The sequence below is a fragment of the Rhodococcus sp. ACPA1 genome, assembly GCF_002300195.1.
GTDB lineage: Bacteria > Actinomycetota > Actinomycetes > Mycobacteriales > Mycobacteriaceae > Rhodococcus_F > Rhodococcus_F opacus.
The window spans coordinates 237,726-258,088 of record NZ_NSDX01000014.1 but is presented as its reverse complement, the minus strand read 5'-3'; the positions used below and the strand labels follow the sequence as shown (position 1 = coordinate 258,088).

21 protein-coding genes are annotated in these 20,363 nt (G+C 64.4%); 15 read left to right on the top strand and 6 right to left on the bottom strand.

What is annotated here, in order from left to right; genetic code table 11:
- Positions 1-89 precede the first annotated feature (89 nt).
- The 3 genes from CJ177_RS44155 (at position 90) to CJ177_RS44145 (ending at position 2,367) form a co-directional block, all read left to right on the top strand.
- Positions 90-467 (top strand): CD225/dispanin family protein, encoded by a 378-nt coding sequence (locus tag CJ177_RS44155; RefSeq protein ID WP_095870905.1) that lies wholly within the window; start codon positions 90-92, stop codon positions 465-467.
- A 212-nt stretch (positions 468-679) separates the two neighbouring features.
- Positions 680-1,390: a hypothetical protein gene (locus CJ177_RS44150; RefSeq protein WP_257015021.1), complete on the top strand. Its 711-nt coding sequence runs from the start codon at positions 680-682 to the stop codon at positions 1,388-1,390.
- Positions 1,387-2,367, top strand: a complete 981-nt coding sequence (locus tag CJ177_RS44145) for a VWA domain-containing protein (RefSeq protein WP_095870903.1) — start codon at positions 1,387-1,389, stop codon at positions 2,365-2,367. Before CJ177_RS44150 ends, CJ177_RS44145 begins: the two co-directional genes overlap by 4 nt.
- A 119-nt stretch (positions 2,368-2,486) precedes the next feature.
- Here CJ177_RS44145 and CJ177_RS44140 read toward each other — a convergent pair whose 3' ends face one another.
- The gene (locus CJ177_RS44140; RefSeq protein WP_095870995.1) at positions 2,487-3,173 is read right to left on the bottom strand and encodes a rhomboid-like protein; all 687 of its coding nucleotides are present in this window, start codon (positions 3,171-3,173) and stop codon (positions 2,487-2,489) included.
- Between the two features lie 508 nt (positions 3,174-3,681).
- Entirely contained in the window at positions 3,682-3,828 is a 147-nt protein-coding gene (locus CJ177_RS47835; protein WP_179443461.1) for a hypothetical protein, read from the bottom strand.
- A 315-nt stretch (positions 3,829-4,143) separates the two neighbouring features.
- Here CJ177_RS47835 and CJ177_RS44130 point away from each other — a divergent pair, with 315 nt between their 5' ends.
- From CJ177_RS44130 to CJ177_RS44120, 3 genes are all read left to right on the top strand, one after another.
- Positions 4,144-5,439 (top strand): esterase family protein, encoded by a 1,296-nt coding sequence (locus CJ177_RS44130; RefSeq protein ID WP_095870901.1) that lies wholly within the window; start codon positions 4,144-4,146, stop codon positions 5,437-5,439.
- A 600-nt stretch (positions 5,440-6,039) separates the two neighbouring features.
- The gene (locus CJ177_RS44125; protein ID WP_095870900.1) at positions 6,040-6,741 is read left to right on the top strand and encodes an MspA family porin; all 702 of its coding nucleotides are present in this window, start codon (positions 6,040-6,042) and stop codon (positions 6,739-6,741) included.
- A gap of 1,360 nt (positions 6,742-8,101) precedes the next feature.
- Positions 8,102-8,989, top strand: coding sequence for a CHRD domain-containing protein (locus CJ177_RS44120; RefSeq protein WP_095870899.1), 888 nt, complete (start codon positions 8,102-8,104; stop codon positions 8,987-8,989).
- A 450-nt stretch (positions 8,990-9,439) separates the two neighbouring features.
- Here CJ177_RS44120 and CJ177_RS44115 read toward each other — a convergent pair whose 3' ends face one another.
- The gene (locus tag CJ177_RS44115) at positions 9,440-9,931 is read right to left on the bottom strand and encodes a DUF3887 domain-containing protein (protein ID WP_179443459.1); all 492 of its coding nucleotides are present in this window, start codon (positions 9,929-9,931) and stop codon (positions 9,440-9,442) included.
- Positions 9,932-10,339: 408 nt separating this feature from the next.
- Positions 10,340-10,522, bottom strand: a complete 183-nt coding sequence (locus CJ177_RS44110) for a hypothetical protein (RefSeq protein WP_095870897.1) — start codon at positions 10,520-10,522, stop codon at positions 10,340-10,342.
- A gap of 757 nt (positions 10,523-11,279) precedes the next feature.
- Between CJ177_RS44110 and CJ177_RS44105 the strand changes: the two genes are divergently transcribed.
- Positions 11,280-11,441, top strand: a complete 162-nt coding sequence (locus CJ177_RS44105) for a hypothetical protein (RefSeq protein WP_257015020.1) — start codon at positions 11,280-11,282, stop codon at positions 11,439-11,441.
- Here CJ177_RS44105 and CJ177_RS44100 read toward each other — a convergent pair.
- On the bottom strand, positions 11,438-12,736 hold the full coding sequence (locus CJ177_RS44100; RefSeq protein WP_095870896.1) for a hypothetical protein: 1,299 nt from the start codon (positions 12,734-12,736) through the stop codon (positions 11,438-11,440). The two genes, CJ177_RS44105 and CJ177_RS44100, sit on opposite strands and share 4 nt — an antisense overlap.
- A gap of 260 nt (positions 12,737-12,996) precedes the next feature.
- Here CJ177_RS44100 and CJ177_RS49675 point away from each other — a divergent pair, with 260 nt between their 5' ends.
- Positions 12,997-13,437 (top strand): HNH endonuclease, encoded by a 441-nt coding sequence (locus CJ177_RS49675; protein ID WP_143548819.1) that lies wholly within the window; start codon positions 12,997-12,999, stop codon positions 13,435-13,437.
- A 442-nt stretch (positions 13,438-13,879) separates the two neighbouring features.
- Here CJ177_RS49675 and CJ177_RS44090 read toward each other — a convergent pair whose 3' ends face one another.
- Positions 13,880-14,167, bottom strand: a complete 288-nt coding sequence (locus CJ177_RS44090) for a hypothetical protein (RefSeq protein ID WP_095870894.1) — start codon at positions 14,165-14,167, stop codon at positions 13,880-13,882.
- Positions 14,168-15,277: 1,110 nt separating this feature from the next.
- Between CJ177_RS44090 and CJ177_RS44080 the strand changes: the two genes are divergently transcribed.
- The 7 genes from CJ177_RS44080 (at position 15,278) to CJ177_RS47825 (ending at position 20,195) form a co-directional block, all read left to right on the top strand.
- Positions 15,278-15,727 carry a DUF6325 family protein gene (locus CJ177_RS44080; RefSeq protein ID WP_095870892.1) on the top strand — a complete coding sequence of 150 codons (450 nt, stop codon included), beginning with the start codon at positions 15,278-15,280 and terminating at the stop codon, positions 15,725-15,727.
- A gap of 20 nt (positions 15,728-15,747) precedes the next feature.
- The gene (locus tag CJ177_RS44075) at positions 15,748-16,029 is read left to right on the top strand and encodes an SHOCT domain-containing protein (RefSeq protein ID WP_095870891.1); all 282 of its coding nucleotides are present in this window, start codon (positions 15,748-15,750) and stop codon (positions 16,027-16,029) included.
- A 33-nt stretch (positions 16,030-16,062) separates the two neighbouring features.
- Complete coding sequence (locus CJ177_RS44070; RefSeq protein WP_095870890.1) at positions 16,063-16,440, top strand: SHOCT domain-containing protein; 378 nt, start codon at positions 16,063-16,065, stop codon at positions 16,438-16,440.
- Between the two features lie 130 nt (positions 16,441-16,570).
- Entirely contained in the window at positions 16,571-18,034 is a 1,464-nt protein-coding gene (locus CJ177_RS44065) for an APC family permease (protein WP_095870889.1), read from the top strand.
- Positions 18,031-18,477 carry a hypothetical protein gene (locus CJ177_RS44060; protein ID WP_095870888.1) on the top strand — a complete coding sequence of 149 codons (447 nt, stop codon included), beginning with the start codon at positions 18,031-18,033 and terminating at the stop codon, positions 18,475-18,477. The genes CJ177_RS44065 and CJ177_RS44060 overlap by 4 nt, the downstream gene beginning before the upstream one ends.
- A 3-nt stretch (positions 18,478-18,480) precedes the next feature.
- Positions 18,481-19,827, top strand: coding sequence for a dipeptidase (locus tag CJ177_RS44055; RefSeq protein ID WP_095870887.1), 1,347 nt, complete (start codon positions 18,481-18,483; stop codon positions 19,825-19,827).
- Between the two features lie 176 nt (positions 19,828-20,003).
- Positions 20,004-20,195: a hypothetical protein gene (locus CJ177_RS47825; protein ID WP_179443457.1), complete on the top strand. Its 192-nt coding sequence runs from the start codon at positions 20,004-20,006 to the stop codon at positions 20,193-20,195.
- The last annotated feature ends 168 nt before the right edge of the window (positions 20,196-20,363 follow it).

Here is a 20,363-nt window from a genome sequence, read left to right as displayed (position 1 = left end):
CATCTCTCAGCCAATCCTCAGCGTGAGAGGCATACCGTCGGAACGGGTTTCCTTATGACGGATGCCCTTATGACGGATACGGAGTCACCATGGTCGATCCAGTCTCCGAACCTGCGCCGGACGAGACGCCCACCCGAAGCATGCCCGCCACCAGTAGATCCGCGGTCCCGTCGGCCCGGGCGAGACCCGTCAGCAACGCCGGCTGGGCCGTGGCGTCATTGCTGTTCTTCTGGCCGCTGGCGTTCTCGGCCTTCCACCACGCGTTCGAGGTCTATCCCCGATGGGCGGAGGGCGATATCGACGGCGCCGAGTACGCCTCCCGCCGGGTGCGCAAGCTCGGGCAACTGTCGCTGTGGATCTTCGGCGGCTTGCTGCTGCTGGCGATCGTCCTCTACGCGATCGCCGTCATTGTTCTGATCGCGCACGGCGGCGAGGGAGGCGACTGGCACCACCGCGTGCGCGACTGACCGCGGGAGAAATGGTCTGCGGTGAGCGATGGACTGTCGTACATTCGTCGAGCCGAGGGAGCGAGGGTGCCCACGCTCCCCCGACGACACCAGAGCAGAACACAGAAGGTCCGTCTGCGCTACCCGCTCTCAGCGTTTCCACAGCACCCGCGCACCAGACTGGAAGGGTGTCCGGCACTCTGCCCCTTGTTCGGGAGATGGTCACCGAGGTCGTGACCGAGACCGCGACGATGGAGATCGCTCTGACGGTCCTCGGGATCGCGCTTGCGGTGTTCGTCGCCGGTATGGTCGTCACCGGGTCCGGGCAGGCGAGCGGGCTGCGCACCGCGGCGTTGGCCCTGGCATTGGGCATTGTCTGCGTTCACATCCGCGACGGCGGGTGGCTCACCGGCGCCGACCGCTCCATCACCTCCGTGCTGACGGCACACCACAGAGCAGGACTCGATCACCTTGCCACCCTGGGCATCGCGGCGATCGCCCCCGCGGGCGCGGGCGCGATCGCCGCGGCCGCGGTGGCCGAGATCGTGCTGATCCGGCGCCGTTGGCCGGTGCCGGTGGCCTCGATCATGCTGGGTGCAGTGATGGGCGCCGTATTCTCGGCCGCCGCCCTCGACACCGGGAACGCGTTGTCGGCGAACTTCAGCACGACCGCCACGGTGCTGGGTATGGCGGCGGTGATCGCCGGTATCGGCCGCAGCCGCACCTTCCGGACGCTTCTGGCCGCAGCCGTGGTGATCGCGGTCGTGTCTCTCGCCGGCGCATACCTGTATCTCGGGACGCCCCTGACCGAGGTGGTGGCGGGAGTGCTTGTCGCGGCGATCTGTCTGACCGTGGGGCATGCCGTGCTGACGGCGTTCGCCGCACAGATGCCACATCAGCACTCTCGAAGCGGCTTCAGAGGCTGGGTTCGTGCCGGCTCATGAGGTTCTCCGGTCTCGCGGCACCGGGGTGGCTGGTCTTCGCCGCCGCGGTGGCCGCGCTGTCGATCGGCTACCTGTGGGTACTGCGCCTGCGGCGCAAACACACTCTGCGGTTCACCAATCTGGAACTACTCGAGACCATCGCACCGACCCGGCCCAGTTGGTCGCGGCACGTACCACCAGCTTTGCTACTGGTGGGACTGCTGCTGCTGACCGTCGCCATGGCCGGACCCCTGGCGCAGACCAGAGTTCTGCGCAACCGTGCCACGGTGATCCTCGCAATCGACGTGTCACTGTCGATGCGCGCAACAGACGTACCACCCTCGCGGCTGGCCGCAGCCCAGGCCGGCGCAAAAACGTTCGCGGACAACCTCACCCCCGGCATCAACCTCGGACTGGAGGCGTTCGCGGGGACGGCATCGATGCTGGTCTCACCGATCACCGACCACACCGCAACCGACAACGCCCTCGACCATCTGCAACTCGCCGAACGGACCGCGACCGGAGAAGCGATCTTCACCGCCCTGAACGCGATCGACACCCTCGCCGGCGTACTCGGCGGAGGCAGCACACCGCCACCCGCCCGGATCGTCCTCGAATCCGACGGCAAGCAGACCGCGCCCACCGACCTGAACGATCCGCGCGGCGCGTTCACCGCCGCCCGCCTCGCGAAGGAGCACAACGTCCCCATCTCCACCATCTCCTTCGGCACCACTGCCGGCACGATCGAGCTCAACGGAAGCCACGTCCCCGTCCCCGTCGACGACGAGTCTCTGCGGCAGATCGCGGACCTGTCCGGCGGTTCGTTCTTCACCGCGACCAGCGCGGACGAGCTTCAAGCCAGCTACCAGAATCTGCAACAACAGATCGGCTACGAAACCCACCTCGGCGACGCCAGCCGACCGTGGCTGATCCTCGGATCCATCGTGATCGCGGTGGCGGCCGGCACCGCACTCGTTCTCAACCAACGCCTACCCTGAACACGCGGAGCGCTGCGAGCACACGCCCACGGCACCGTGGTCGGCGACCGGATACCAGGGCACTCCCGCATCTAAACGGTCGTCACTCGGGCGCGCGGCGCGCGGCGATCCATCCGGATTCAGGAGACCGCCCTCATTCTCCGTACACGGCGGACCGCCTCCACCGGGGACCACGTGCCCCTGCGCGAGCGAACCAGCGGATAACACCCCAGACCGAGAAGTGCCGCGGTGAAGTGTCCGATCGCCGTGAAGTTCAGGTCCACGAGAAGCGGGACGGCGAAGAACCCCAGCACTGCTGCGACATACGGGTAACGCCACGGTGCGCCAATGCGGTAGGTCAGCACCGCGATCACTCCGGCCAGTCCGTAACTGACACCGATATCGAGCGTGTCGACCGCCGACGCGGGGGCGTGGCCATGGCGAATTGCCCAGTACAGCGCCCCCTCGCTGATGTATGTCGCGCCGACGTGCGCGATCACCACCACCCACAACCACCGAAGCGTCCCCAGCCAGCGCTCCGCCGGGACGTGGAAGACGTTGAACGAAATGAAGTAGGTGATCCATCCGCCGCCGGCGAGCCAGAAGGCACTCGAGATCAGTACCCGAACGGGATCCTCGGCAAGATGATGCAAGTTGGTCGATCGATCGCCCAGAACCTGGGCGAGGACATCCGGCGGCAGGTTCCTCATCACCACCGATGTCACCAGCAGTATCGCCAGCCAGATGTACGTCCCGGGTGCCCGCCGCACATACGTCCACGCTGCCCGCGGAAAGGATCGAAGGCGTGAGGAGATGGCGACGTCCATCGACTCAGTGTGCACCGGATCGCCCTCGGGGCGCTGAACCGGAGTGATAGCTCTGTGTGCCGGCCGATGCGTCAGACGCCTCCGACGCATCGGCCCCACCTCGGGTGTCCTCCCGGTCGATCACCAACTCCGGCATCAGCAGCGCGAACAGGGCGCGATCCCCACCTCGACCAACCCGGCTGGATACCGCCACAGAATCGGCACGGCGACTGCGGATCCGATAATCCACGTGCACAACGGTATCCGATTCTCGATCTGCAGGTGGTCCGTCACGTTTCGGTGAGCCTGGCTGGGGTCGGACAAGGGCGGGCGCTCCTCGGACGGTGCAGCGTCTCTCACGTCGATACGTTCGCGGCTGCGCGCGTCGCCTCGAACTTGTTGCTCCCGATGACGCTCGAATGAGGCTTGTTCAAGAATCAACCGAACAATCGCCCGATCCGCTCGTGGTCGACCCACTCACCGCGACGACATCGATGAACCCCAAAAACCTCACTGGCGGTATCTCGGTTCAATGCGGATCGGGCGCAGGGCGGACTGCGGTCGTCGTCGCGTCCGCGGACGCCGCTCCCCATCCCAGCGCGGCGAGCGAGACGATCACCACGATCGTTGCGAGGACGTGCCGTGAACCCCTCGTGGTCGTTGTACTCGCGTTCATGATGGTCAGTCCCTATATCCGGTACAGCCATGAATCCGTCGGATAAGGCACCTCGACCGATGTCGTCCTTGGCATATTCGTGACCGTCACGTGGATGCCCCGGATCCGCTGCGGTGGTTCGGGGGCAGATCGAGGCTCGGTCCATCTTCATCGTAGGCCAGGCCGTCAACGACGGATCCGAACTCTCAGGAACTCCACAGGTCGCCGTCAGGGCGGGCCCGTCATGCTCGAGCCGCGCACGGGCCGGGGCGGTGGATCAGTGGCAACGGGTAGAACGGTGGTAGCAAGATTTCAGGACTTCCGCAGGGGCACACGTTGACCGATCTGTCGTTGCTGTCGGGGCCGGTACCACTCGTGGTCGCCGCCACGGGTGCGGCGGGCGGCGTGTGGTTACTGACCGGGCGGGCGGGGTGGTTTCGGCGCCGGGCGATACCGCTGTGCGCCGCCGCGGCGGGAGTACTGACCGGCTGCCTCTGGTTCTGGGTGGAGCGAGTGTGGCGTCCACTTCCCGACCCGATACCCCTCACCGTCTACCTGTGGACGGTTCTCGCCCTGTGGGCGGTGACGTTGCTGGTCCCCCGCATCCTCGCCGCCCCCCGCCGTGTGTGGGCGGCTGCAGTGTCGGTCGTTGCCGTCCTCGCCGTGGTCGTGGCCTGCGCCGTACAGATCAACCTGTTCTTCGCTGCCTATCCCACGGTCGGTGCAGCCATGGGGTTCGAGCATGTAACTCGCATCGACTTCCAGGCAGTTCCCCCGCCGACACCGACACCGATCGTGAGCCGACCCCTCGAATCCATTTGGGCGGCGCCGGCGGACATGCCACGGTCGGGCAAGGTGACCTCGGTGAACATCCCCGGGGACCGTTCCGGGTTCCACGCTCGGCGCGCCGAAATCTATCTTCCTCCCGCCTATTTCACCGATCCGCGACCGCAGTTGCCGGTTCTCGTCCTGCTGGCCGGTCAACCCGGCCAACCGAAGGACTGGCTCACCGGAGGCAGGCTGGGCACCATCATGGACAACTTCGCTCACCACCACGGCGGGCTCGGACCCGTCGTGGTGGTCGCCGACGCGACCGGGTCGACCTGGGGCAACCCGCTTTGCGTCGATTCGCCACTCGGCCACGCCGCAACCTACCTCGCCGAGGACGTGCCCGCCTGGACCAAGGCTCATCTTCAGGTCGACTCCGATACCGCTGCGTGGGCGATCGGCGGCTTGTCCTTGGGTGGAACCTGCGCGCTGCAGATGGCCACCAATTACCCCCAGACGTATCCGACGTTCCTGGACCTCTCCGGGGACCCGGAGCCCACCCTCGGCGATCATCAACGCACCCTGGACGCCGCGTTCGGTGGCAACCAGACCGCGTTCACTCGGGTCAATCCCCTCGATCTGCTCGCCGAACATCGCTATCCCGGCTCGGCCGGTGTCTTCGTGGTCGGTAACCGCGACGACGAACTCAAACCGTCGATCCGCAAAGCCTGTGACACCGCCCGGCAGGCGGGGATGGACGTGTCCTACACGGAGGTTCGCGGCGGCCATGACTTCGCCGTGTGGTCCGCCGCACTCGCCACCGAGATGGACTGGCTGGCCACTCGGCTGGGGCTTACGTCCTGACCGTCCGTGGATCGGATGCCGGCGGCGACCCTGACCGGGACTGCAGAGTGAGGAATTGGCGTCGATCCACGGCCGCATTGTAGGGGTGTGCGATGAACGTCGACCATGTGCGACGCGGGCTCCACAGGCGGCACTGAGGGCCCCACGCGGGCCACCGTATCGGTTGCCCGAGTCGAATCCCATCGGGCGCATTTCACGCTGAGATCCAAATCTCAGCCCAGTCCGATTCTCAGCGTTCATTCAGCAACAAAGTCCTACACTTGCCCAGCTCGCGTGGACACTACACAGCCGCGCCGTCCTCCGCCGCGCCCTCTGATGCAGGCGGATGAGGCGAGCCGGACCCGCGCGCGCCCGGGACATACGCACTTCACCCTTCCGAGGGGAAATGCTCCGATGCCCGATATCGGGCATTATTCCGATAGACCGAATTCCGTTGCCTACCAAGGCTCTGTCCGAACAGCAGGCGCATCGCAGTGCCACCATCGGTCGCAGGAAACTAGGTCGTGAACTTCTCATCAATACTGAGATTCTCTGCGCCCCTGTGGTTACGCTTCGCATACTTCTTCATTTCTGCTTTGAAGCACTCTGAATGGGGTCGGTATGACGGACATCAGCACATCTCGCTTTGGCTACAAGAAATTCACTCGCACAGTCGCAGTCGCAGGAATCGCCGTGCTCGCCATAGTCATGGGCAACGGCACCGCCTCGGCCGGCGTCGACAATTCCAGCTCCGTCGTCGACGCGAGAGGCAATCGGATCGAAGTCCTGCAGGGCGATACCCAGTATCAAGCGGTCCCGCCGTTGGACGGCGTTCCCACCAGCGTCGAGTTCTTCCACAACGGCTACGCCGGGGTCGACATCACCGGCCCCAACGCGGCAGAGTTCAAAGGCACCAAGCTCACCGTTGGCTATCAGATCGGTTACCCGATCGCCCTGAGCGGCGCGACCATTGTTCTCAATTCACCCGGGCTGGGGTTTGTGATCGGCTCGAGCAACGGCATCGACCTGGGACTCGTCCCGGACCTCACCCTGGGACTGAACGCGGGCACCAACATCGGACTCGCCGGCGACATCATCCCGTCGCAAGAACTCGACATCGACCTGGCACCGGGCGGCATCACCACCGTCCCACTGCTGGAGAACCAGTCATTCGACGGACCGGCGGCGTCGGTGCGGATGCAGGGAATTCATGGTTCCATCTCCGGTGCGCTCGGTGCGGTCACCATCCGGCCATACGCCACCGCCGTGACATCCAGCGGTGACACCGTCACGACCTACGGCATGCCGCAGAAGCTCAATTAGCGACTCACCGTCCGGAACCAGTGGCCTGTCGACGACACCAGAACAACAACAGGCCGACACGACTGATAGTCGCGTCGGCCTGCTGTTGTGTGAGCGGCCCGACCCGATGTGACGTCACAGCGGCAAGGTCGAGTCGCCAGTGTGAGCGGCGATTTCACCGATTGTTGACACGGCGTTGAACTACAGCCGTTCCCCCGAGTGCCGCAAGCAAGAGAAGCAACACCGTCAGCACATTGATCATCGATGCCTCCGTTAACAGGTTGGTTCGACCCGGAAGGGTCGGTTCCGGTCAACCTACACCGCTGCAGCGCTGGAGGATTCGTGCTTCTCTGAGCACCACGAAGCCGGTTACACCGACGGGGTGCTCCCCGCTCGATGATATGACGTGAGTGCTGAGAAATCGCTGAGAGAAGACCTGTTCGTGGTTCGGCAGGGAATGACGACGCATTTCGGCTGCCCCTAGGCTGTCACGGCAGACGAATCGGACACCGCACAGCCCGACAGACCGTTCCCCATCGACGCACGACAGAACCCCGGTCTGTTACTTCGCGACACCCCGGAACGACACCGCAAGCAGCCGGTGCATCACACCCGACCCCGGTGAGGACATCGCGCCGACGGGTCGAGTGGCCTAAGGGGCACCTCAGGCACCAGCCGGTAGGCGCGGTGCGATCGGCTCGCCCGCGTCCACCGGCCATGTCCCAGAACAGGAATGTCGGCAGCCCGGTCGCGGCGCGCGATGGTGCACCCCGCGCCGGCGCAACAGATTGCGATATTGACTGATGTAATGAGCACCCTGAACCCGGGGTTCAGGGGCACCACAATGCGTGGAGTATGACCGTGCCCCGCTGAGAGAATGCTGAGATCTGAGACGTGTCTGAGAAGACCAGAATCCGTCACGGTTCACCCGTTGCGCGTGAGTAGAATTCAGCGGGTGCTGTAGTTCGCTGCAACCGATACGACGGCACGTCAGCCCCCGCCCACCGCTCCCCCAGATGTGGTGGCGGGGGCCCTACACACCTCAGCGTGGCCGGTGGTGCGGCGCACCGACTCCCCGAGCGCGGTGGAGAATCCGATCTGGCGAATGCCCGATTTGGGCGCGCCGGCGACGCTGGCCTCATCGGCCGGCCGTTCGTCGTGACTCGGGATGATCGCCGATCTTGTGAGAAATGCGCGCTGTCGTACACAAGGTTCGCGATCCACGTTCGATCGCAACGTCCCGACCAGTCCTGGCCGGCGGTGCAAACCGCGACGACGAACGCGCGGGATGGGTTAGCGCGGGTGCGTTGACAGTGCTTCGCCGGCAGGCCTACGTTCGTATGACAGCCAGCTTCTTCGCCCAGTTCTGGGGGTAATTCTGATGCTGCGAAGCGTCGGTGCGTGTGTCGCCGCTGCAGTCGTGCTCGTCCTGGGCGGCTGCTCGAGTTCGTCGACGTCGAATAGTCCGGCCTCATCGTCGTCGGGTCCGAACGAATCGGCCTCGGGACATGCCCTGCCGACGATCACGCTCGCGACCATGCCGACCGGGACTGCCACCTTGAGCTGGGACCCGAATACACGGCTGATCACCGCGGCGGTCGACATGTACGGCTTCACCCCGAGCAGCAGCCACGCCATCCACATCCACCCGGGGACCTGCGCCGACCAGAGCCAGCCGCCGTCCGTGCCGTTTCCCGACCTTGTCGCGGACGCCAGCGGGGCGGTCAAGCAGAACGTGGTCAGCGCCGCGGTTCCGGACGGCATCCCGACCGGGGCGTACCTGAATATCCACCTCGCCCCGATGGCGGAGCTCGGGGCGACCACCGATGTCAGCTTCACCCCGATCGCGTGCGCAGACATCCCCGCGGGCACCACTCCCGCGGGTCCGGTGACGCTGAACGCTCAGGCCCCGCCCCAGCAGGACCGAACCCCGCAAGCGACGGCCACCCTGACCTACGACAGCACCCAGCACACTCTCGGGGTCGAGGTGAAAGCCACCGGGCTACAACCCGATAGCGCACATGCCGTGCACATGCACTCCGGCTCGTGCGCCGCACAGGGTGACGTCGTCTATCCAGTACCCGACCTGCAGGCCGACGGCACAGGCGCAACCACCACCACCACCACCACCATCGACAACGTCGACGCCCCTCCGCCCGCCACACGCTGGTACCTGAACGTGCACATGGGACCGATGAGTCAGATCCTCAACGGCAGCACCCCCACCCTGCTGTTCGCCCCGATCCTCTGCGGCGACGTCACGCAATAGAGGCGTGAATGCCGGGTGACGACAGCCGATGGAGCGTGCGTGAAGGATGGCAAGCGGACAAGTCGGCCCCGACCTCCCGTACCCAAATTCCGTTTCATCAGAGCAACAGCGCTTTTCGCCTTCCTCTGACCCCGGAAATTTTCACCTCCCACTGACCCTGACTCTGAGCTTGGCACCTTCGCGTCACGGATCACCGATCCTCGCCGGCACCGCGAGGGGCGGCCTGGGCGCCATCGCCACCAACGCAGATCCGTTTATCACGCTGCTGAACACGCCGCCGGTCCCGCACCACGCACCTGAATCCAATGGACACGCCCCGAGCTCCCGTCCACGATCGGGACCCCGTGGATGTCATTGCGTGTCGACACCCGCGTCTTCCTGCGCCTGCGGCAGAGGACGCCAGGGTGTGGGCCGCTCGACGCCCCCCGGACCATGCCCAGCCCACAGGACCTATGAGACCGGGACACCGTCCTTCAGGAAATATAAACCCGCGACGGTTCCGTCATCGTGGAAGGCGACTCGGAACTGCCCGGGCTCACGTTCCATCTGCAGCGGCACGTTGACAACGGTCAGGTCGCCAACCGCGACGTCGTCGGGATCTCCGTGCGACTGGTAGCTCCCGAACTGCTGTTGATAGGTCGCCCAGGCGGCCTCGAGGCCCTCCGGAGGAAGCTGTTGCTGCATTGGCGTGTCGAAATGAGCCACCACGGTGGCGAAATCACCCTGCACGATCGCGTCAAGAGCCTCGAGGGCCATCTCGTCCGCGGGGCTCTGGGCACGGGCCGTGTCCGAGTTCTCCGTCAGCGCAGGCGTAGTCGATTCTGCAGCCGACGTCGGTGACGACACCGAAGGAGTCTCCGAGGTGCTGCAGCCGGCGATCGAAAAGGCCACCACCATGGCGGTGGCCGTGATCGCCACCGGTCCGATAATCCGATAATTCACCGCTACTCCTTCCGGGGCCGATGGTGAAAGGAAGCTGTGTCCGTGGCCGCACCCATGAGAGTGGCCGGTTGCGCCTGTCCCCGTGACATCCCACGTGCAAACCGACGTCAGCAGCGCGCCAGAACCCATCTACTATCATCATCGATCACGCCGACCGCCAAGGGAACACACAGTTAGCTCGTTGATCGGGCTGTCGACCCCACCCATTTGGTACGGACGATTTCAACGTCGGTACGAGAACCAGGAATCGCGACGGCTGCATATGCGAGAAGAATTGTCAGCGCTGCCGCGACGACCAGGACCACGTGACACAACGTTACTTTCATTGCCCGCCACGTCCCCGGACGCGTTCGCTCCCATCCGGGAAGTCCTGGATGCCGATGATGTCCTGGTCGCTGTCCGTGACGCTCAGCGTTTTCCTACGACGGCGGCGAACCTGGTGGGCGCGCTCCGGTGTTCCATTCTGGCCCAGGCTGCCTCGGCGGTGAACGGTCCGAATGTGCAACACGTCCCGTCGTGCCGGTCCACTTCGACCACCCAGTACTCGGTCACCCGGAGGGATGCTGCGGCGTCGACGGCGGTGTCAGTCATTGGTGCTCCTTTGCAAGAGTGAAGCCTCGCGATTGTGTCAAGGTCCATTGTCCGCCGACGCGGGCGTGCAGGACGAGGGACCGGTACCGACACTGCCGACCAAGACGATGGTGCGCAGATCCCCAGGGTACGGCCGACCGGTCGATCGCGATCCACGCCCGTGCCCCCTCCTCGTTGCCTCTCATGCTCAGGGACCGGTTCGACCCGTCCGTCGACTCCGACTCGAACACGAAGTTCGGCGGAACCGGCCTTCCCGCAGCCCGGAACGACCGTCACAGCGTTCGGCACACCCGACTAGCTCGATGCGGTGCGCCCCACTTCAGCCCGCGGGGCCGGACACTGGAGATCACCGCGTCCACCCCAACGCAGATGCCGACCTGCCGCGGCGCGGTGACCACCGAGCCCCTGCCGATGCACTACCTTCCCCCTTCGGTAAGTGAGCGGTCGTCAAGCTCCATCACCGCCGCCATACCTCGGGTATCGGCACCGAAATGACCCGGTGCGGTGGGTACCTGCGGGTGCGATGATGAACTGATGCTCGCTGTTCGTCGTCCTCGACCTCGTGGTCAAAGGATTTTGTGGCTCGCGATCATCGGGATTGTGCTGTTCGCCGTGACCGCCGGGTGGGGCTGGCTCAACCGCAACACCCGCACCTGACCTCGCCGCGCCCCGGTGCCCCCGGTGCTCAATAAGCACCCGGCCGCCGGCCGCGTCGAGGCTCGCAAGCGGCGCCCACCTCGAGGAGGATCAGGAAGTCATGCCCACGCTGCCCGGGCTCGGCTCCCCCGACGATGCCGACCACCGAACCCACCCACCAACAAACCCAGAGGGGCCCGGCGACACCGATCCGGTCCCCGAAGCCGAAGCCATCGCCGCCCGGATCAGCACCCCGACCAACCCCTCGGCCGCCCAGCGTTAAGACCCAGACGCCCGATCGGCTAGTGCTGGGGCTGTGGTGAATCTGAGCGTGTCTCCCCAGTTTCCGATTTCCCAGCTCCCGTTGTAGCCCGAGAACCCGTGGTCCGTCTTGGTTGCTGTTCCGCTTTTCTGACCGGAATTATCTGCCGTACCCGTGATCTCTGCGATCTGGACCCCGAATTGGGTGATCGAGCCCCACTGCTGTATTTGACTCTGCATCTGCTGAATGTCGCGTCCGGCACTATTGCCAGAGTCGGGCTGGATTGCCGCCTTGTATGCACGCGCTGACGTTTTTATTCCGTTAAAATAGTCGAGGTAGCTTTGCTTAATGGGCCCGTTCAGTTGATCGCACATCTTTTCACACTGTGTGACTACGTTCTCAATGTCCAGGATTTCAAACACAACGTCCGCTACCGACATGACGACTGCGACAACTGCGATGAACTTGCCGACAGCATCCATGGCGCCAAAAGCAGTGGCGTCTACTTCCTCCACGGGAAGGCCGGCAGCTTCTGCTTGTTCCCTAATGGTGGCGTTCGCTATTTTCAATTTATAAAACATAATCGCTATGCACGCATTTTGGACCATGGATATCTCAGTCTCACCGGGGAAAGTAAAACCCGCCAGAAAGTCCATGAATTTCTTGACGTCGGCATCAGTCTTTTGACTGAGATTCAGCGTATCCAAAGCATCGTAGACCGCGTTTATCTCGTCGCTGTTGTATAGACGCCGCGCGGACTCAGCGTACTGCTTGAAAGTCCCAACATCCAACGTCGTGTTTCTCTGCACCTGCGCTAAGAATTGCAGTAGAAGGCCTCGACATGTTCGCGTGTCGAGGCCCACCGGAGCCTTGCTCGCAATCAGATTGTTGTTTTGCTTGTATTTAGCGACGTAATCACTCACCGGCGAGTTGATTTGAGCGGAGATGTCAGCGTCGACCGATGTCAGCTTATTGTTGAGATCGGTTGACTTCGATGAAATAACTTTTTCCTGAATTATCTCGGCAGCTTGGAGAGCGGCGAACGCGGCCATCCCAAGTCCGAAAGACCAGATTGCAGCTACCGCGGCTCCGTCGGCGGCAATCTGGGTAGCGTCCTTCGCAACGGTCAGGTCACGCACCTCGCACGACAAGTCGTACAGCGTCGCGAATTCGGCGTTGACCGCCGTGTCTGAATCGAATTCTCCAAGATTTACAAAGAGAGCCTGCTCAGAAATAATGCCGTCGATGTTTTCATCTGATTCGGTCTCCCAGGTAGACATGTAGTTCAAGTAGGTGATGAGGTCCGTGCTGCCCATGGCAGGTTGCCTTTCGAATTGACTAGTCAACCGACGTACACGCCGGCCGTCGTGAAGCTGCGGTCTCGCTGGACGTAGTGCGGTGGGGCCACGGATTCCGGCGGGTAGATGGGTGGAAATCTAGGAACCTCAATCGTCCGCTGCTGATCGGCGAAAGGTCAAGACCGGTTGGTCCTGTTTGTCAGTAGGTCCGAGCGTATCGGCATGAATATTGCATAGTTATACACTGTGTCAGATTATCTCTCATTCGAGCAGTGTTGATGCACCGCACCAGTGCTGAGGCGTCGCATCAGGGAGATAGGCACCGGCCATCGACTAACTTGCTCGAGACATCCGACCCTGCTACAGGTCGGCAATGCCGCCAGAGAAACGCGCCGCTCAAGACAGGAGAACCAACAACGCCCGGCGGAACTCGGAAGCTCGGCGCGGAGGTCCGTCCGGTACCCGCTGAGATGTACGCGGCGATCCGCAACAGCGGTCCATGTGTGTATTGCGGCGGTCCGAGCGCAGTGGTGGATCACGTCCGGCCCTTGACAAAGGGCGGATGGGAACACGAAGACAATCTGGTTCCCGTCTGCAAGCCGTGCAACTCCTCCAAGGGCGCCAAATTGCTCAGGGAATGGAAGACGGACCGAGTCGCTCACGCCATCGCGCTATCAGCGAAAGTCGCAGTCGAGTACGCCCGGCTCACCCGATTCTGAGTAGGCAGCTGCCTATCCCTGTCAGCCCCGGCGACAGCACGTGCACCGGAAAACGCTTTGAAGTGCGGTTTCCCGGGAGACGGTGCGGGAAGCGGAATTCTCGTCACCAACCGCGCACAAACCGGAAGTAAGCCGCAGCAGAGGACTATTCACGCCGGCGCGCAGTCGCCGTGTAGGTTCCGCAAAGCGGTGTCACTTTCCAAATTTCATGTCACTCGCGTATCACTTTCCAGGTTTCGTGTCACTCGGGACAACACTGGATGCGTGCCCAGGACCAGAGAGGTCGAGGTCAGGTACGTGCAGGACGGGTGCTGGCAGTGCTGTGCGATCCTGGGTCTCGGCGTCGTGTGCGGCCGCTGGGGAGAGGATCCACACGAGCGCCGCCGACCTTTCGGGGCGTGAGCGTATCGGGCTTCTGGTTTCTGTCGCGGAACCGGCGGTGCTACCAGCCGAGCGCGAACCAGTCGACTTCGCGCAGGGCTGTCTCGATGCGGGTGGCTTCCCGAGCGATTTCGGCGGGGTCGTCGCCGTCATCCCGGGTGGGATCGTCGCTCCCGAGGGCGGCGAGCGCGGCGGAGACGGCCAGTTCGACGGTGGGATAGGCGCCGAGCGGGTTGCCATTGTGTGCCCACCATGCGCGGACGTAGCAGCCGTTGGGCGATGGGCAGAACCCGATTGCCTGGTCGCCGCGACGGACGGTAGGGCACTGCGGCGGGTATCCGCTGGTCATGAGGGTCGGTCATCGGACGTCATCGAGCAACTCCTTCAGTGTCCGCGCCTCGGCCTGCGATTCCGGGGGTGATCGACGATCAACGGTCTCACATGGTCGACGGCCACCCGCATCGTGACCTCGTCGCTGTGGGTATGTCTCGACGAAAATGTCCGCGACCTCGATCGGCGTGCGCTCCACCATCCCAGTCTCTCACCGTAACCCCACCCTGAGTGGCTTGGTGCTCATCACCGTCGGCGGATCGCCATCCGGTGCTTCGCTCAGCGTTCCAGCCGAATTGAGGATTCCGACAAGTTCGCGAGAATCGGGTACTGACACGATGTTGAGAACCCTCAGGTCAAAGATTCAGAGAAGTGACGCCGAGACGTGGAACCTACACGCCGTCTAAGCGCTGGGCCGGCATCAGGACGAGAGTAAATGTCCTGTGACAGAAGATCTTCCTTTTTGCCAATGAATCTTGCTTGTCCGTGCTGTCTCGCCACTGTAGTTTGCTCGGTTCGTGTTCACCCCACCCTGGCTGGTAGGCCAGTTCGCAGGGTCGATGCGAATCACCGCAGCCTGCCGACGGTGCATGAGCAGACGGCAACACACGCCGGTTCAAGCAAGATTCACTGGCACACAGCGCCCGGCGGCCATGTCACCAACCCCCGAAACGCTGACAGGCACACCTGAATCCCGCCAGTCAAAATTCCTCGGCCGAGGTCACAGCTCCACACCGAGGACAATCCCGTGTCACCGGACAGTAAACGCGGCCGCAATCCGTGCAGAGTTGGCTGTGTAACGGATCGCGGAAAGCGAGCGGTTTAGACCATGCCCCAGGCCGCGTCAGTCGTGTTTCTCGGCCGATGGGGGCTATTCCGGCCACCGATGGTGGCTTCGCGAGCTCAGCGCACCCCGCGCAGCGGTTCGGCTCGGCTGCGTGGCCGGGAATCAATGGTCCGGAGAGAGATTCTGATCGGCCTGTGCAATCGGGTGTTGTCGTTTTCCGACGCATCCTGGGGCGTGGATGGGAAACTGTGTTTGCTGGGACGAGGCATTTCGCATGCCCGGAGGCGCAGATTTTGCGCCTGATGTTGTATCGCTGCGGTCGTCAGAAGCGAGGTCGAAGCAGTGACCGACACGGATTTCGACGACGTCGGGCCCATCGACTATCTGGTGGTGGAGTTTCCGGCCGAGCACCCGCCCGACGGCTCCGCGCTTCCGCTGCTGCTTGACCTGGTCGAGGGGAACATCATTCGGGTCCTCGACCTGGTCTTCGTGCGGAAAGGCGCCGACGGATCGCTCTCAGGGATCGCTGTCGAGGATTTGGGCTTCACCGGGACCGTCGATGTGACACTGTTCGCCGAGGCATCGTCGGGCCTGATCGACCGGGGCGATCTCGAGCAGGCAGGCGCTGTCCTCGAACCGGGCTGCGCCGGAGCGATCCTCGTGTACGAGAACCGCTGGGCCGCACCGTTCGCCTCCGCGCTACGCCGGGAAGGCGCCCAACTCGTCGCGTCGGGACGGGTACCCGTCCAGGGCATCCTGGCGGCGCTCGATGCTCTCGACGACCCCACCTGAAAATTCGTGAGGAGCACATCATGCCCGGACTTCTCCGCGGAATTGCCCGCACCGCCGTGGTCGCGGGAACCGCGACCACGGTGTCCAACCGGGTCTCGCGGCGGCAAGGCCGCCGCTGGGGCGCGGGCGAACCGCAGCAGACGGCCGCGCCCGCGCCGCCGCCCGCCCCACCGCCGTCGCCACCGCCCGCAGCTGGTGTCGACCGTCTGACCGCCTTGAAGCAACTCGGTGAGCTGCGCGAGCAGGGGGTTCTCACCGACGACGAGTTCAACGCCGAGAAGGCCAAGATCCTGGCCTCCTGACCGGAGAGTCACCGAGTGGACGGAACACCCACCATGGACAGTTTCTTGGAGTTCTTCTGGTTCATCTTCGTCTTTTTCCTGTTCGTGGCCTACCTGAGGGTGCTCTTTGCGATCATCACCGACCTGTTCCGGGACCACCAGATGTCCGGGTGGCTGAAGGCGCTGTGGTTGCTGTTTTTGTTCCTGATCCCGTTCCTGTCGGCGCTGATCTATCTGATCGTGCGTAACCAGGGCATGACCGAGCGGTCCGCGGCGGCCTTCGGGCAGGTCAAACAGGCCCAGGACACCCACATCCGGGACGTCGCGGGTAAGTCCGCGGCCCAGCAGATCGCCGACGCCAAGGCGCTGCTCGATTCGGGTGCGATCACCCCGCAGGAGTTCGAGACGCTCAAGAGCAAAGCGCTGACCTGACAAATGAAAGGCATCGAGGCACAACCCTTCTCGCACCCCGCAGTGCCGTCATCGAAGGAGAGGCAAGGGCCATGATCGATCGCACGGACACTCCCGTCAGGTTCCGTCGGCGCGGGCGGGGGTGGATGTCATGAGCACGGTGGACGGGCCCGTCGACCAGCCTCCCGCCGAGGCGGCGGCGCGTACCCGAGCACCTGCCGCGTCCTGGATTTCCTGGATCGCACTGGCACTGATGACCACCAGTTCGGTGGCCAGCCTGCGACCGTCCCCGACGATGGCCGTCTACGGCCTCGCGTGTGTCTTCCTCTACCTGATCCCCGCGATCGTGTTCCTGTTGCCCACCTCCCTCGTCTCGGCGGAGCTGGCCTCGGGGTGGGAAGGCGGCGTCTACAACTGGGTTGCCCTTGGCATCTCCAAGCCGATGGGGTTCCTGGCCGTATGGTGCCAGTTCGCCATGACGATCTTCTATTACCCGAGCCTGCTCGGCTACGTCGCCAGCACCCTGGCCTACGTCATCAACCCCGACCTGGCCAGCAACGGAGTATGGACCGCCCTGGTCATCATGGTCGCCTACTGGTCCGGGGTCTTCATCTCCGCACGTGGCACCAAGGGTGTCGCGGGCCTGGCCAGCGGCGGCCTGATCATCGGCACCCTGATCCCCGGTGCGCTGTTGGTCATCCTCGGCATGGTCTTCCTCGGGCAGGGCAACCCCTCGGCGGCCCCGATGACCGCCGATAATCTCCTGCCCGCCTGGGCGGGGATCGCCAGCCTGGTGCTGATCGTCAACAATTTCCTGTCCTACTCCGGGATGGAGATGAACGCGGTGCACGTCTCCTCCCTGCGTAACCCGGCCAAGGAGTTTCCCCGGTCGATGTTCTTCGCGATGGGGCTGGTGCTGTTGATTTTCATCCTGCCCGCGCTGGCGATCAGCTGGGTGGTGCCGGCCGAACAGCTCTCCCTGACCGCCGGGGTGATGCAGGCGTTCGACGCCGTGTTCGCCCAGTTCGGTTGGCAATGGCTGACCCCGATCATCGGAATCATGCTCGTGGCAGCATCTCTCGGCGGCATGTTGACCTGGCTGGCCGGACCGTCCAAGGGTCTGCTGCTGATCTCCCGCCAGGAAGGGTATCTGCCACCGTTCCTGCAGCGGGTGAACAAGCAAGGCGTCCAGCAGAACATTCTCGTCACGCAGGGGCTGGTCACCACCGTGATCGCGCTGCTGTATGCGTTCATCCCGGATGTGTCGAGCGCGTATTGGATCTTCTCGGTGATCACCACCCAGGTGTATCTGATCATGTACCTGTTGATGTTCGTCGCCGCGGTGCGGCTGCGCCGCAAGTTCCCCGACCACCCGCGCGGGTACCGGGCCCCGATGCTCGTCGGGCTCTGCGGGGTCGGCTTCGCCGCGTCCCTGGCGGCGTTGCTGATCGGGTTCGTCCCACCCTCGCAGTTCGGGGGCGGAAACGCCGGGGTGTACTTCCTGGTCGTCGCCGCCGGCGCACTCGGCCTCGGGCTTTTGGTGCCGTTCCTGTTCTACCGGATGCGTAAACCCTCCTGGAAGCAACCAGGTCAACCGGAGGTGAGCTCGTCATGACCACCGGATCGGAAGCCTCGACCCGACGCGACCGCATGATCATCTACGGTCTCGTCACCTTCATCATCGTGATCCTCACGGTCATCGCCCTGCTCCTGTTTCCCTATGTCTCGTCGAACCGAGAAGCCGAGGCCAAGGCGGATCAGCTCATCGCGGCCCTCGACCAGGCTGGTGCCCGCACACCGTCGCACGACCAGATCGTCGGGGTGCTCGGGGACGACGGCGGGGCGATCTGCGCCAACCCGAATGCGCCCCTGGCCCGGGCCACGTTGCTCACCCAGATGGTCAATGGAGCCGGCGGACCGGGCACCCGGCCGGTCGTCGTGGACGACCGGGTGGTCCAAGGGGAACAGTTGATCATCGAGATCTACTGCCCCGAGAAGCTACCCGAATTCCAGAAGTTCGTCGGCGACCTCGCGACCAGTGACGTGGCAGGTGAGTAGGCGATGGATCTGAGAGAGCGCATCAGCGGTCTGATGCCGCAGGTGCGGGAGGAACTCGCCGAACTCGTCGCCATCAGATCGGTGGCGGACCCGCGCCAGTACCCTCCCGAAGAATGCCGGCGCGCCGCCGACTGGGTGTCTGCGAAGTTCAGCGAACTCGGCTTCGCCGACATCGATCTGCAAGAAACCGCCGACGGGAGCCTCGCGGTGGTGGGGTCGAGGAACTGCCCGAACCCGCAGGCTCCCACCGTGCTGCTCTACGCGCACTACGATGTCCAGCCACCATTGGACGAGACCGCCTGGCGGAGTCCTCCGTTCGAGCTCACCGAGAAGGACGGACGCTGGTACGGGCGCGGTGCCGCCGACTGCAAGGGCAACATCGTCGCCCACCTGACGGCGCTGCGCGCCCTCGACGACGAGGTGCCGGTGCACCTGAAGCTGGTTGTCGAAGGGTCGGAGGAGCAGGGCACCGGCGGTCTGGAAGCCTTCGTCCCCGACCACGCCGATCTGCTGCGCGCCGACGCGATCCTCGTCTGCGACACCGGTAACGCCGCCGTCGGCCGGCCCGCTGCCACGGTCAGCCTCCGCGGCATGGTCAATGTCGTGGTCACCGTGCACGCCCTCACCTCCGAGGTGCACTCGGGCATGTTCGGTGGCGCCGCCCCGGATGCACTCGCCGCCCTGGTGGCCATGCTGGCGTCCCTGCGCGACAGCGCAGGCAACACCACCGTCGACGGGTTGGACAACACCGACACCTGGTCCGGGGAGCCGTACCCGCCCGACCAATTCCGGGTGGACGCCGGCCTGCTCGACACCGCACGGCTGCTCGGCGACGGCACCGTCTCCGACATGCTCTGGGCCCGCCCGGCGCTGACCATCCTCGGTATCGACTGCCCGCCGGTGCTCGGATCGGCGGCCGCGATCACACCCCGAGCGCGCGCCCGGCTGAACCTACGCATCCCACCCGGACTCGAACCCGCACAGGCGCAGCGGGCGCTGATCGAGCACCTGCGCTCCGCCGCGCCGTGGGGCACCGCAGTCGACATCGAGCTGGAAGCGTCCGGAGCACCGTTTCAAGCGCGCACCGACGGACCGGCCTACCGGGCCCTCGATGCCGCCATGCAGGACGCGTACGGCCGGCCCATGGCACTGCTCGGGCAGGGCGGGTCGATCCCACTGTGCAACGTCCTCGCCGACACCTACCCCGACGCCGAAATCATCATGATGGGCGTCGAGGAACCACAAGCCCTGATTCACGCACCCAACGAAAGCGTCGACCCCACCGAAATCGCGGCCATGTCCCTCGTCGAAGCCCGCTTCCTCCAGCTCTACGCCAACACAGACAGCTGACCGGACGTCCCCGCGCCCGCGGAACTCGAGCCACGGCCGCCACACGAGGTGGTCTTGCCGGCCACGAAAGCACCTGCCCTCCAGATACGCGTTTTCGACACCCACCCTGACCATTCGCCGGGTGAAGACCGTCGAAATGTCGTGTCGAGAAACCCTGCGCGGGGGATTGTCGACACATGCTCATCGGCACGCACGGGTTTCCAGACGAGACCCCCGACCACCAGGTCGATGTGTTGTGCCACGCCGGCGTGGCCCCCGAAAACATCCCCGTCGATCATGCGGTTGGGGCGAAAGTCTCGCGGCACCAACTCGATCTGGTGCTGCAGCGGCTCGGCGGGGACGGCGTTGTGGTGATCACACCGTGCTGAATCGCACGGTGGGAAGTCGCTATCGGTGGCAGCTGCGATTCTGCCGGAGGGCCCGAGAAGGCGCTTCGGGTGGCGGGCGAGTTCAATGCGTCGCACGCTCTCCAGCGACGCGACGAGCCAGGTGCGCGGGGCTGCGGTCGAGGCAACCAGTACGGCAGCAACGGGTAT